Below are 12,774 nucleotides of genomic sequence, written 5' to 3'. Positions count from 1 at the left end.
GGAGAGGAGGATTGCGGTGCCTTCAGGCTTTCCGCTTATCGGCGCACGGCAAGCCCACACAACCCACCTCAGCGCCGAAAGAAACCGTAATCCCCTCTCCCCTGCGGGGAGAGGGCAGGGAGAGGGGGACATGCCGCGGGGAAGCAACAACGAAGCCCTCCACGGCACCGAAAATTCCATCCATCAGCTCTCCCGCAAGCACCCGCCCCTCTCCTCAATCCTCTCCCCGCAGGGGAGAGGAGGCAGTTCGCGCAGCTCCATCGGAATCGAGGGTCACCCCGATTTTCCATCCAGCAGCTTCTCCAGCACTTTCCCCACCGCCGCGAACGCGAACGTCCCCGTGACATGCGTGGCCGCACCCAGCCCGCCGCCGCAGGCCAGGTTCATCGCATCGCCGCCCGGTGGACGGGTGCCGCAGACCGTGCCGTCGGGTTGCGGGTATTGCACGTTCTGCAGCGAATAGACGGCTGAAACGCCGAAGTAGCGGTCCGGGTTGCGGGGGAAATTGAAATCCGTGCGCAGCTTCTTGCGGATCAGGCTGAACATCGCGTCGTGCTCGGTACGCGACAGGTCGCGCACGCGGATCTGGGTGGGATCGGTGCGACCGCCGGCGGAGCCCACGCTGACGATGGGCAGCTTGCGGCGGCGGCACCAGGCGATGGTCTCGAGCTTGACGCGGAAGGCGTCGCAGGCATCCAGCACCACGTCATAGCCGCGGTCGAGCAGCTCGTCCAGCGTGGACGGCGTGAGGAATCGCTCGATCGCCTCCAGCCGGATGGAGGGGTTGATGGCATGGGCGCGCGCCGCGATCACGCCGACCTTGGGCTTGCCGAACTCGCCGTCCAGCGCATGCAGCTGGCGGTTGGTGTTGGACACGCAAACCTCGTCGGCATCGATCAGCGTGAGCCGGCCCACGCCGCTGCGCGCCAGTGCCTCGGCGGCCCACGAGCCCACGCCACCCACGCCGATCACGCACACGTGCGCCTCGGAGAAGCGCTCGACGCTGCCGCTGCCGTACAGGCGCTCGACGCCGGCGAAACGCTCGGCGGGAAAGGATGGCGCGCTCATGCGCGCACGCCGGGATGATGGGGCTCGCAGGTGTGGTTCACGGTGACGACCGGTGACGATGCAGCGCGCATTTTATCGCGTCGACGTGGCCGACGATGCATGCGGCGGGTTACCCTGCGGCTTGTCGTCCATCAATCGAGGAACTGTCGATGCGTGTTGCCCTGATGATCTTGCTGGGATTGGTGATTGGCGTGATCGGCACCGTCAACGTGATGAACGCGCTGGCCGCCCGCAATCCGATGCCCAAGGCGGTGATGGACACGATGGGCTACCACATCGGCGAACTGAAGCAGGCGTTGAAGGCGAAGCAGTGCAACACGCCGGCGACGCGGCATCACCTGGCAAGGCTGCAGTCCACGGCCAGCGACATCGTGCCGGTGTTCGGCATCGAGGAGAAGGCGTTCACCGACGACGCCACCCAGCTGCAGACCCGCCTGCAGCAAGCCGTGCAGGCCGCACCCGCCACGTGCGAGGCGCTGGCGGCCGCCATCCAGCCCGTGGGCGAAACCTGCAAGAGCTGCCACCAGCAGTACCGCTGAGTCGCAGAAGCGACTTCATGTGACCGCGCCCCTGCAGGAGCGACTTCAGTCGCGATGCTTCTGCTCTGGATGCCCAACGAAGAGCATCGCGACTGAAGTCGCTCCCACAGCCACAGGCGTTGTTACCAGGCCCGCTGGTATTGCAGCGGCACGTCGATCTGCACGCCGAGTTCCTGCGCTGCACGCAAGGGGAAGTAAGGATCACGCAGGCTTTCGCGCGCCATCAGCACCACGTCCGCCTCGTCATTGGCGATGATCCGCGCGGCCTGCTCGGCATGGGTGATCAGGCCCACCGCGCCGGTGGCCACCCCTGCGTCGGCACGGATGCGCGCCGCGAAAGGCACCTGGTAGCCCGGTTGCAGCGGGACTTTCACGTGCGGCAGCAAGCCGCCGCTGGAAACGTCGATGAGATCCACGCCCAGCGCTTTCACCTGTTGCGCCAGTTGCACGCTCTGCTCGATGTCCCAGCCGCGCGTGCCGTCGGCCGGCGCCCAGTCGGTGGCCGAAACACGCAGCCATAACGGCAGCCTGTCCGGCCAGACTTCGCGCACGGCGGCGATGACGTCGCGCACGAGGCGACTGCGGTTGTCGAAGCTGCCGCCGTAGTCGTCGGTGCGCCGGTTGCTCAACGGCGACAGGAACTGATGCAGCAGGTAGCCATGCGCCGCGTGCAGCTCGATCAACTCGAAGCCTGACGCCAGCGCGCGCCTGGCGGCGGCACGGAAATCGTCGATCACGCCGCGGATGCCGGCGGTGTCGAGCGCCTGCGGCACCGGCCAGCCCGCATCGAACGGCAGCGCGGACGCCGCCACGGTGGGCCAGTCGCCCTGCCCCGCCGAAAGCGGGCCACCGCCCTCCCAGGGGCGTTGCGCGCTGGCCTTGCGCCCGGCGTGCGCCAGCTGCACGCCGGCGACGGCACCGTGCGCCTTGATGAAGCGCGCGATCGGCTGCCATGCCGCCTGCTGCGCATCGTTCCACAGGCCGGTGTCGCCCGCAGAAATGCGCCCCTGCGCCGACACTGCCGTGGCTTCGGCGATCACCGCTGCGGCGCCACCCACCGCGCGACTGCCCAGGTGCACCAGATGCCAGTCATCGGGCACGCCGTCCGTGGCCGAGTACTGGCACATCGGCGAGATCACCAGGCGATTGCGCAAGGTGAGGCTGCGTTGAGTCAACGGGTCGAACAGGTTCATCGGATGCACCGGGCTTGGGGGCGAGGGTCAGAGATGACGCCGCACGTCGCCATCTCAAGGGTCGTGCGGGTCCACCGTGGCGGACGCCGGGGCGTTGGCATCGATCCATGCGGCGATGCGCGCGGCGATCGGCGCCGGTGTTTTCATCCAGCGGAAATGGTCGGCGGTGGCGCCATCCAGGTCCTGCGGCGTGATCACGTCGGTATCGGCGTGCGCTTGCGGCATCTTGCCCAGCAGGAAATCCAGCGAGGACGCCGGGCCCAGCCAGTCGTCGCGCAGGCGCAAGGCCAATACCGGCAGGCGCAGCGCCGCCAGACGCTGTTCGAAATCCGATGCCATGCCGGCGGCCGCGTAACGACCGCTGCGGCCGCTGCGCGCCCAGTCGGCAATGACGCCACGCGCCTCGTTGCCGCCGAAGCCGATCCGCCGCCCGGGCAGATGCCCCACCGCGGCCGCCAGCCACGGCGCCACGGCATAGGCCAGGCCGATCAGCCAGCCGTGGCGAAACCGCCGCCAGTAGGGCGCACCGCTGGCCACCAGCACCAGGCCGACGCATGCCCGGGGATGCAGCGCGCCGTACAGCGTCGCCAGTTGCCCGCCGAGGCTGTGCCCGCCGAGCCAGCACGTCGCCTCGGGCCAGTGCGTACGCATCCTGGCCAGCGCGGCCGGCAGGTCGAACTGCAGCAGTTCGCGATACCCCCAGTTGCAACCGCGCCCCGCGCGCCGGTCGCTGGAGCCGATGCCGCGCCATTCGTGCAGCGCCACCGCCACGCCGCGTTCGGCCAGTGCCTGGGCCAGCGGCAAGTACTGCCGCGCCGGCACGCCCATCGCCGGCAACCAGTACAGCCACTGGCGCACCGGGCCGGGACGATGCACGCACAGCAGGTCGAAACGCGCACCATCGCCACTGGACACCGGCAGGATCGATGGCGCGATGGCGGCACCGGAAACGGGATCGGTCATCCACTCACGTTAGGAGCCCGCGCGCCAGTAACACAAGGGGCAGCGGGCGGAGCAGCCCGTTGCGGGCACAAAAAAGGAGGCCGGCTCGCACCGGCCTCCTGCAATAGGGTGTCGCGGGTCAGACCGCCGTGACGTCTTCGGCCTGCAGGCCCTTCTGGCCGGTGACCACCTTGAAGCTCACCTTCTGGCCTTCCTGCAGGCTCTTGAAACCCGAGCCGGTGATGGCGCGGAAATGCACGAACACATCCGGGCCCGCCTCACGGCTGATGAAACCAAAACCCTTGGCGTCGTTAAACCATTTGACTGTACCTACTTCACGATCCGACATAGCTCACTCCGATCCAATCCTGACGCTGAGACAAACCGGCCCCAACAGGCCGACGCTTACTGAGCATGCAGGGTCGGGTGAAACGATGCGGATTATGCAATCCAAACCGGCACGCACGCCGCCAAGCAAACGCAGTCGGGCAAGCATAACGGATTTTTCGGGCGCAAGTAGCCGCCCAAAACAGGGCTCCGCGCCGGGGTGCCGGCCGTGAAAAATCGCCGCCGGCCGCCGGGCCATCCGACCGTGTCCGCGGCGGCAGGCCGCCCATGCTCCCGAGGTTCCGGATCGGGTTTCCCGACCGGTCGGTTTTCAGGTTTTCTTTACTTCCTGCTGTCTACTGTGCGTCGGTAGCCGTTGCGGCAGGCGCTTGCCGCCTGCCGCTTTCGATCGTCCCATGGAGAAGCCTCGATGACCCTCTCAGCACGCCCGTTTGCGACTTGTTCGGTAGCGGCCACCGCTCTGCTCGCCGGCTTGCTGTTGTCCGGCTGCGCCGCCCACAAGACGGCCACCACCACCCGCACCACGGGCACCAGCACCACGGTCCGCGACACGGCGCGCAAGCCCCATCCGGCAACGCCGCCGGCCGCCACGACTTCCGCGCCCCGCGAAAGCGCGCATCGCGCCAGCGCGGACACCTCGAGCGCCAACCTGCCCGATCGCACCGGCATTCCCGCCTGCGACGACTACCTGGCCAGCTACATCGGTTGCCACCGCGCCGCCGAGATCTTCGCTCCCGGCCAGTTGCAGGACCGCTACGAGGCCATGCGCACCAGCCTGCTGCGCGACTCGCAGAACCCGGACATCCGCCCGCAGCTGGCCGCCCGCTGCAATTCGCTGGCGACCCAGTTGCGCACCGCCCTGCACGGCAAGGCCTGCCAGGTCAGCCCGGCCCCGTCCAGCAGCACGCCCTGACGCCCGCTCAGCCGGCGCGCCAGCGCGCCCGCAGCGCGGCGCCCGCGGCGGCGGGCGCGCAGCGCTCCAGGCGCACCCGCGGCGTGCCGTGCCAGCGCGCGGTATCGCCGATGGTGGCGGCCAGCGCCTGGATCAGCCGCGGTTCCGGGGCGATGCCAGGCTGCAGGAACAGGGCCTTGATCTCGAACACGCCATCGGCGCGGTGGGCCTTGGCATCGAGCCGGCCGATCAGCTGGCCGCGATGCAGGATGGGCAGCACGAAGTAGCCGTAGCGGCGCTTCGCCGCGGGCACATAGCACTCCAGCGTGTAGTCGAAATCGAACATCGCGCTTGCCCGCGCGCGATCCCACACCAGCGGGTCGAACGGCGAAAGTAGCGCCGTGTGGGTGGCCCGCAGCCGGCCCTGGCGGGCCTTGTCCAAGGCCTCGGCGTGGTCGCGATGGACATAGCCCGGCGTTTTCCAGCCTTGCACCGGTTGCGCCACCAGCTCGCCGCTCTCCAGCAACGGCGCCAGCTCCCGCTCGCTGACCGCCGGCTTCAGGCGATGGTAGTCGGCGATCCAGGCGGCGGTGGTGATCCCCAGCGCGCGCACGGTGTCGGCGATGAAGCGCTGGCGCACGCGCGCCGGGGATGCCGTCTCGGCGGCGGCGTCCGGCGGCGTATCGAGCCGCGCCAGTACCCGCTCGGCAAGGTCGTACACGCGCTGGAAACGCTCCCGCCGCGCCACCATCAGCTCGCCCAGCGCGAAGCACGCTTCCAGCCAGCGCTTTTCCGGCTTCCACTCCCACCACCCCGGCTTGCCGGCGATGCTGTCCGGTGCGCGGGCGAAATCCGCGGCGCGCACCGGCCCGTTGGTGCGGATATGGTCCAGCAGCGCGTCCATCTCGGCGCGATGCTCGTGCTGCACGCGCAGCGCATGGCGCTGGGCCCAATGCTGCAGGCGCTGGGCGCGCCAGGCGCGATGCCAACCGATGTCGGCCGCGCCCACCAGGCACGCCTCGTGCGCCCAGCATTCGGCCAGCTTGCCCGCGGCCAGCGCTTCGTCCAGCCAGGTCGTGGGGTAGTCGCCCAGGCGGGCATGCAGCACGAGGTAGGGGCTGCGCGCCACCACGTTGATGGTGTCGATCTGCAGCAGGCGCATGCGTTCGACCGCTGCCACCACATCGTCGCGGCGCGGCCGCCGCCGCAACGGTTGCAACAGTCCCTGCGCCGCCAGCTGCAGCGCCCGTGCCTGCCCGACTGTCAGCATGCCGCCGGCCGGGCGCGGCGACACGGCAGCTTCACGACGGTTTGATCAGCATAGCGAACCGGCATGTACGGAAGTCTCCGGGAGCATCCGCCGTGAAGCGTGGCCATGAAATCCGGCCCGCATGCCCTCGGTGGATGACATGCGCTCACAACGTTGGAACCCTCATTCTGGCATGGAGTATCGATCATGAAATCTCGCAAGCCATTGCTGCCTTTCATCGCCGCCGGGTCGTTGCTGTTCGCCGGTTCGTTGCTGGCGCAGACCGCGCCGATGCCACCGCCACCGCCACCGGCGGGGGCCACGCCGATGCCGCCGGTACCACCACCGGCGCCGGTACCGCCGTCCTCGGACATGCCCGCCCCCGCCGACGCTGCTCCGGCGGCTCCGGCCGCGCCAGCCGCGCCCACTGCTCCGGCCGCCTCCGGTGCCGCCGGCCAGACCGCTGCCTACCAGACCCCACAGGGCGAACTGACCGTGCGCAGCATGCCGGCACCGGCGCCGCAAATCGGCCCGGCGCCCGATTTCGCGCAGCTGGCGGCCGGCGGCAAGGGCATCACCGAGGAGCAGGCTGCGGCCTACCCGCCGCTGGCCAATGATTTCCTCCACGCCGACAGCAACCGCAACGGCAGCATCAGCAAGGCGGAGTACGAGCGCTGGGCCAAACAACCCTGACGAGCCCGTCTGTCCGCTGCCGTTTCGTCACCCGGAGGCCGGCCACAACGCAACGTGGCCGGCCTCCTTCATTTGCGATCCTTTACGCTTGTACCCCGACGGCGCGCCGCCGCCGTTCCCACCCCTTTCGGAGTCATCGATGAAGCCTCATTCCGCCGCATGGCCGCTGGCATTGGCGTTCAGCCTGGCCGCCGCACCGGGACATGCGCAGAATCCGGACCCTACCGACATCCGCGCCTGCACGGGCATCGAAACCGATTCGCAGCGCCTGGCGTGCTACGACCACGCCACCGGCCGCGTCAACCTGCCGACCGCGCAGAAGCGGCCGGACGCCGGAACCTCCAACCCGAACATCTTCAGCCATGACGTCGCCGCGGCGCCGGACAGCGGCGTGCCCGCCAATCCGGACGTGGCCAAGCCGCTGTCGTTGCTGGACAGCCGCTGGGAGCTCGCGCCCGAGAGCAAGCTGGGCACGTTCAACGTGCGCGGCTACAAACCCGTCTACGTGCTGCCGGTGTTCATCACCAACCACCAGAACAACCGGCCGCAAAGCCCCAACCCGGACAACACGGTCAGCGAGAACCAGCAGCTGGACAACATGGAAGCGAAGTTCCAGCTGAGCCTGAAGACCAAGGTGTGGCAGGGCGTGTTCGGCGATGCCGGCGACCTGTGGGTGGGGTACACGCAATCCTCGCGCTGGCAGGTCTACAACGCGCGCCTGTCGCGTCCGTTCCGCGAGACCGACTACGAGCCCGAAGCGATGCTGATGTTCAACACGCACTACCAGGCATTGGGCTGGACGGGGCGCATCCTGGGCATCGGCGTGGACCATCAATCCAACGGCCGCGGCAACCCGCTTTCGCGCAGCTGGAACCGCGTGATCGGCAACATCGGTTTCGAGCGCGAAGGCTGGACGGTGATGCTGCGCCCGTGGTGGCGCATCCCGGAGTCGCGCAGCGACGACAACAACCCCGACATCAGCGACTACATGGGCCGCGGCGAGATGCAGATCGTGCATGAGGCGAACGGCCAGGAATTCGGCCTGATGCTGCGCCACTCCCTGCGCGGCGGCGACCGCAGCCACGGCGCCGCGCGTTTCACCTGGACGTTTCCGATGGCCGGCAACCTGCGCGGCTACGCCGAGATCTTCCACGGCTACGGCGAAAGCCTGATCGACTACAACCACAAGGCCACTTATCTGGGCCTGGGCATTTCGCTGCTGGACTGGTACTGAGAAGAGCCCCTCTTCCGCCCTTTGGGCACCTTCTCCCGCAAGCGGGAGAAGGGAAAGCGCCTTGTCGCTTCCGGCGACGCTTGCAGGGCAAGGCCTTCGGATCAGTGGTGGTGACCACCCTCGCCGTGCACGTGGCCGTGCGCCAGCTCCTCACCGGTGGCCTCGCGCACGTGGGTGACTTCGATGTCGAAGTGCAGGGTCTTGCCGGCCAGCGGATGGTTGCCGTCGATAAAGACCTTGCCGTCCTCGACCTTGGTCACGGTGACGTTGATCTCGCCCTGCGGGCCACGGCCCTGGAACTGCATGCCGGGCTGGATATCGTCCACGCCCTGGAACGCCTCGCGCGGCACTTCCTGCAGCAGTTCGGCGTGATGCACGCCGTAGCCTTCCTCGGGCGACACGTCGGCGGTGAACTTGTCGCCGGCACCGCGCCCTTCCATCTGCTTTTCCAGGCCCGGCACGATCTGGCCGCCACCGTGGAGATAGGTCAGCGGCTCGCGACCTTTCGAACTGTCGATGACCTGACCCTCGTCGTCGGTCAGCGTGTAGTGGAAGGCGGCAACGGCGTTCTGGGCAATCTGCATGAGACTCTCGCGTGTGGGTTCAAAACCGCCGGCCAGCTGCCGGCACGAAGTTCCAAGACTAACAGAAGGGGCGTCGGCGTCCGGCGCGATGGCCAATTGGCGATACTGTGGGGATGAGAACAGTCTGCCGATCCGTGCATAACAAATTCGTGTCCGTTCTGTTGATGGCCGTTTCGCTGGCCGCTACCGCGGCGCCGCCAGTGACGACCACGCTCGCCGCGCGGATAGACGCGCATATCGGCGCACCGCGCTTTGCCGCCGCCGACTGGGGCATTGCCGTGGTCTCGCTGGACGACGGCAGTACGCTCTACTCTCACCGCGCCGATCGCCTGCTGCAGCCGGCATCCACCGCCAAGCTTTTCACCGCCGCGCTGGCGTTGTCGACGCTGGGCGCGGATTACCGCCTGCCCACCCGCCTGCTGGCCAGCGGCACCCTCGCAAATGGACGTCTGGACGGCCCGTTGATTCTCTACGGCATGGGCGACCCGACCCTTGGCACGGCGAACACCAGCGCGGACTGGGCCGATCAACTGGCCAGCCAGCTGGCGGCGCGTGGCGTGCATCGGGTGCACGGCAACGTGATCGCCGACGACAGCTATTTTCGCGGGCCGCTGACGGGTTATGGCTGGGAAGCGGACGACCTGCAGAGCGCGTTCGCGGCACCGGCCTCCGCGCTCAGCGTGAACGAGAATGCGGTCAGGGTAACGGTGACGCCGGCCACCCACGCTGGCCAGCCCGCGCAGGTCACGCTCGACCCGGCCGACGCGGGCCTGACGGTCGCGAACGCGTTGGCGACCATCCCCGAAGGAACACCCGACGACATCAGCCTCTATCGCGCACCGGGAAGCACGACGCTGCACGCCTTCGGCAGCGTGGCGATGGGCGCGGCGCCGCGACACTACAGCCTGTCGCTGGCCGATCCCGCGGCGCTGGCGGGCGCGCAGTTGCTGCAGGCCCTGCGGCAGCGGCACATTCGCGTCGACGGCAAGCTGCAGGTGCGGCACTGGCCCGAAGGCGACGCTGGCCTGGCTGCGGGCGCGGGCGTCGTCGCCGAGGTGCTTTCGCCACCGCTGGGCGAGATCCTGCATCGCGGCCTGAAGCGTTCGCAGAACCTGTACCTGCAAAACCTGCTGCTGGCGGTCGGCGCCAGTCCGCTGGCGGACGCGCCCGCGTCCACCGGCTTCGTCAGCAGCGCGCAACGCGCGCTCGAAACGCTGCATCACCTGCTGGACAGGATCGGAGTGCCGGCTTCGGCCAGCGTGCTGGTGGAAGGCAGCGGCCTGGCGCGGCGCAATCTCGTCACGCCGAACGCGCTGGTGCGGCTGCTGGTCTACCTGGCCGCGCAACCCCAGGCGGCACTGCTGCGCGAATCGCTGCCGATCGCGGGCGTCGACGGTTCGCTCGCCTGGCGCATGCGCGGCACCGCAGCGCAGGGCAATGTGCACGCGAAGACCGGCTCGATGGCCTACGTGCAGTGCCTTGCCGGCTACGTCACCACCGCCGCGGGCGAGCACCTGGCGTTTGCGATCATGCTCAACAACTACGTGCCGACGCCCGGCGCGCCACGCGCCAGCGCCGACGTGGACGCCATCGCGGTGATGCTGGCCAACCTCGCCAACCGTGGCTGAGGATCAGCCGCCCAGCCGCGCCAGCGTGTCCTTGCCGATTTTTTCGGGCGTATCGGTCGAGGCGTAGCGCTTCACCACCTGCCCATCGGCGTCGACCAGGAACTTGGTGAAATTCCACTTGATCGCCTCGCTGCCCAGCAGCCCCCTGGCTTGGCTCTTCAGCCATTTGTACAGCGGGTCGGCGTGCTCGCCGTTCACCTCGACCTTTGCGAACATCGGGAAGGTCACGTCGTAGTTCGTGCTGCAGAAGGCCTTGATCTCGGCCTCGCTGCCCGGCTCCTGGTGGCCGAACTGGTCGCAGGGAAAGCCCAGCACCACCAGTCCCTTGTCGCGCTGGTCCTGCCACAACGTTTCCAGTCCGGCGTATTGCGGCGTGAAACCGCAACGCGAGGCCACGTTGACGATCAACAGGGTCTTGCCACGCCACTCCGCCAGCGAGCGCGGGTTGCCGTCGATATCGCGGACGCTGAAATCGTAGACATTCGTCATGTCATGCTCCGTTGGGTGAACCTTGGGAGGGTCTGATCAATCGGCTTCATGCCCGCCATTGCTGCGCAAGCGGGGATGACGAGCAAGATCAGAGCTTCCCTTGGGGAGTCTACGCCATCGCCGCCGACGGCCCGCGGCCTACAATGGCGCTCCTTTCGCCCGCCCGGGATGCCACGTGATCCGCTTCGTCGATGTCCACAAGTCGTACCGCGCCGGCGGTCGCGACATTCCCGCGCTGCAGCGGTTCAGCCTCGATATTGCCGATGGCGAAGTGTTCGGCATCATCGGGCTGTCGGGCGCGGGCAAGTCCACGCTGATCCGCCTGATCAACCTGCTGGAGCGGCCCAGCGGCGGCCAGGTCTTCGTCGACGACGTGGAGATGACCGCACTGGCGGAGCCGGCGCTGCGCGCGCAGCGGCGGCGGATCGGCATGATCTTCCAGCACTTCAACCTGCTGGCGTCGCAGACGGTGGCCGACAACGTGGCGTTCCCGATGCGGCTGGCCGGCGAGCGCCGCGCCGCCGTGGTGCGCCAGCGGGTCGATGAACTGCTGGCGCGGGTGGGGCTGACCGATCACGCAGACAAATATCCCTCGCAGCTTTCCGGCGGGCAGAAGCAGCGTGTCGGCATTGCCCGCGCACTGGCCAACCGGCCGTCCATCCTGCTGTGCGACGAGGCCACCAGCGCGCTCGATCCGCAGACCACGGCCTCGGTGCTCGCCCTGCTGGCCGAGATCAACCGGGACCTGAAACTCACCATCGTGCTGATCACCCACGAAATGGACGTGGTGCGCCGCGTATGCGACCGCGTGGCGGTGCTCGATGGCGGGGCGATCGTGGAGCGCGGCAAGGTGGCCGACGTCTTCCTGCACCCGCAACACCCGACCACGATGCGCTTCGTCAATGAGGCGCTGCCGGAGGAAGCGGCCGGCGCGCATCTTCCGTACGCGCAGGTCCCCGGTCGCCTGCTGCGGCTGAGTTTCCGCGGCGACGCCACCATGACGCCCGCGCTGGGCCGCGTGGCGCGCGAGACCGGCATCGACTTCAACATCCTGGCCGGCCGCATCGACCGCATCAAGGATCTGCCCTACGGCCAGCTCACCCTGGCGATGCAGGGCGACCGGGTGGACGCGGCGCTGGACGCGCTGCGCCAGGCCGGCATCGAGATCGAGGAGCTGCCCCGATGAACCTGCTGCAACGGTTGTTTCCCAATATCGACGACTGGGGCGAGATCGGCCGCGCCTGCATCGACACCCTGCTGATGCTGGGCGGCTCGCTGGCGCTTACGGTGGCAATCGGCCTGCCACTGGGCGTGCTGCTGTACCTCACCGCCCCGAACCAGTTGCGGCCGATGCCGAAGCTTTACGCCGTCACCTCGCTGCTGGTGAACATCCTGCGCTCGGTGCCCTTCATCATCCTGATGATCGTGCTGATGCCGGTGACCTACGTGCTGGTGGGCACCAAGCTGGGCATTCGCGGCGCGATACCGCCGCTGGTCATCGGCGCGGCGCCGTTCTTCGCGCGGCTGGTGGAAACCGCGCTGCGCGAAGTGCAGCAAGGCGTGATCGAGGCCAGCCAGGCGATGGGCGCCAGCCTGTGGCAGATCGTGCGCCACGTCTTGCTGCCCGAGGCGCGCGGCGGCATCTTCGCCGGCATCACCGTCACCGCCATCGCGCTGGTGGGCTACACCGCGATGGGCGGCGCGATCGGCTCCGGCGGCCTGGGCGACCTGGCCTACCGCTACGGCTATCTCAGCTACAAGTCGGACTACATGCTGGTCACCGTGGTGCTGCTGATCGTGCTGGTGCAGCTCCTGCAGATGATCGGCGACCGCATCGTGGCCCGCTTCGGCCGGCACTAGCGCGCGGGCGCGGCCTTTTACACGTGGCAGTATGGACGGCTATTCTTGAGCGCCG

General features: G+C 68.4%; 14 protein-coding genes. 7 read left to right on the top strand and 7 right to left on the bottom strand.

Translation table 11 applies throughout. The annotated features are described in order from the left end of the window. Positions 1 to 273: 273 nt before the first annotated feature. A complete protein-coding gene (locus ABD017_RS13200) occupies positions 274 to 1,068 on the bottom strand; it encodes a tRNA threonylcarbamoyladenosine dehydratase (protein ID WP_343883249.1) in 795 nt (264 codons plus the stop codon). Between the two features lie 149 nt (positions 1,069 to 1,217). Between ABD017_RS13200 and ABD017_RS13195 the strand changes: the two genes are divergently transcribed. Continuing rightward, on the top strand, positions 1,218 to 1,607 hold the full coding sequence (locus ABD017_RS13195; protein ID WP_343883248.1) for a cytochrome c: 390 nt from the start codon (positions 1,218 to 1,220) through the stop codon (positions 1,605 to 1,607). Positions 1,608 to 1,729: 122 nt separating this feature from the next. Here ABD017_RS13195 and ABD017_RS13190 read toward each other — a convergent pair whose 3' ends face one another. The 3 genes from ABD017_RS13190 to ABD017_RS13180 form a co-directional block, all read right to left on the bottom strand. Further along, positions 1,730 to 2,800, bottom strand: coding sequence for an NADH:flavin oxidoreductase/NADH oxidase (locus ABD017_RS13190; protein ID WP_343883247.1), 1,071 nt, complete (start codon positions 2,798 to 2,800; stop codon positions 1,730 to 1,732). A 54-nt stretch (positions 2,801 to 2,854) separates the two neighbouring features. Beyond that, positions 2,855 to 3,763, bottom strand: coding sequence for an alpha/beta hydrolase family protein (locus ABD017_RS13185; protein ID WP_343883246.1), 909 nt, complete (start codon positions 3,761 to 3,763; stop codon positions 2,855 to 2,857). 118 nt (positions 3,764 to 3,881) lie between these two features. Continuing rightward, on the bottom strand, positions 3,882 to 4,091 hold the full coding sequence (locus ABD017_RS13180; RefSeq protein ID WP_007079831.1) for a cold-shock protein: 210 nt from the start codon (positions 4,089 to 4,091) through the stop codon (positions 3,882 to 3,884). 408 nt (positions 4,092 to 4,499) lie between these two features. Between ABD017_RS13180 and ABD017_RS13175 the strand changes: the two genes are divergently transcribed. Further along, positions 4,500 to 5,003 carry a hypothetical protein gene (locus tag ABD017_RS13175; protein WP_343883245.1) on the top strand — a complete coding sequence of 168 codons (504 nt, stop codon included), beginning with the start codon at positions 4,500 to 4,502 and terminating at the stop codon, positions 5,001 to 5,003. Between the two features lie 7 nt (positions 5,004 to 5,010). Here the strand turns inward: ABD017_RS13175 and ABD017_RS13170 are convergent, their stop codons facing one another. Then, complete coding sequence (locus ABD017_RS13170; protein ID WP_343883767.1) at positions 5,011 to 6,252, bottom strand: winged helix-turn-helix domain-containing protein; 1,242 nt, start codon at positions 6,250 to 6,252, stop codon at positions 5,011 to 5,013. Positions 6,253 to 6,438: 186 nt separating this feature from the next. Here ABD017_RS13170 and ABD017_RS13165 point away from each other — a divergent pair, with 186 nt between their 5' ends. Next, positions 6,439 to 6,924 carry a hypothetical protein gene (locus tag ABD017_RS13165; RefSeq protein WP_343883244.1) on the top strand — a complete coding sequence of 162 codons (486 nt, stop codon included), beginning with the start codon at positions 6,439 to 6,441 and terminating at the stop codon, positions 6,922 to 6,924. 139 nt (positions 6,925 to 7,063) lie between these two features. Further along, positions 7,064 to 8,158 (top strand): phospholipase A, encoded by a 1,095-nt coding sequence (locus tag ABD017_RS13160; protein ID WP_343883242.1) that lies wholly within the window; start codon positions 7,064 to 7,066, stop codon positions 8,156 to 8,158. A 101-nt stretch (positions 8,159 to 8,259) separates the two neighbouring features. On the opposite strand, the gene ABD017_RS13155 is transcribed toward ABD017_RS13160, so the two are convergent. After that, positions 8,260 to 8,742 (bottom strand): FKBP-type peptidyl-prolyl cis-trans isomerase, encoded by a 483-nt coding sequence (locus ABD017_RS13155; RefSeq protein ID WP_343883241.1) that lies wholly within the window; start codon positions 8,740 to 8,742, stop codon positions 8,260 to 8,262. 149 nt (positions 8,743 to 8,891) lie between these two features. Here ABD017_RS13155 and dacB point away from each other — a divergent pair, with 149 nt between their 5' ends. Next, on the top strand, positions 8,892 to 10,370 hold the full coding sequence (gene dacB, locus ABD017_RS13150) for a D-alanyl-D-alanine carboxypeptidase/D-alanyl-D-alanine endopeptidase (protein ID WP_343883240.1): 1,479 nt from the start codon (positions 8,892 to 8,894) through the stop codon (positions 10,368 to 10,370). Positions 10,371 to 10,373: 3 nt separating this feature from the next. Here the strand turns inward: dacB and ABD017_RS13145 are convergent, their stop codons facing one another. After that, a complete protein-coding gene (locus ABD017_RS13145; protein WP_343883239.1) occupies positions 10,374 to 10,859 on the bottom strand; it encodes a glutathione peroxidase in 486 nt (161 codons plus the stop codon). Positions 10,860 to 11,034: 175 nt separating this feature from the next. Between ABD017_RS13145 and ABD017_RS13140 the strand changes: the two genes are divergently transcribed. Further along, positions 11,035 to 12,045 (top strand): methionine ABC transporter ATP-binding protein, encoded by a 1,011-nt coding sequence (locus tag ABD017_RS13140; RefSeq protein WP_343883238.1) that lies wholly within the window; start codon positions 11,035 to 11,037, stop codon positions 12,043 to 12,045. Further along, entirely contained in the window at positions 12,042 to 12,719 is a 678-nt protein-coding gene (locus ABD017_RS13135) for a methionine ABC transporter permease (RefSeq protein ID WP_343883237.1), read from the top strand. The genes ABD017_RS13140 and ABD017_RS13135 overlap by 4 nt, the downstream gene beginning before the upstream one ends. The last annotated feature ends 55 nt before the right edge of the window (positions 12,720 to 12,774 follow it).

The sequence above is a fragment of the Rhodanobacter caeni genome (assembly GCF_039523575.1).
Classification (GTDB): domain Bacteria; phylum Pseudomonadota; class Gammaproteobacteria; order Xanthomonadales; family Rhodanobacteraceae; genus Rhodanobacter; species Rhodanobacter caeni.
The sequence above is the reverse complement of the archived record's forward strand: the minus strand, read 5'-3'. Positions and strand labels throughout refer to the sequence as shown.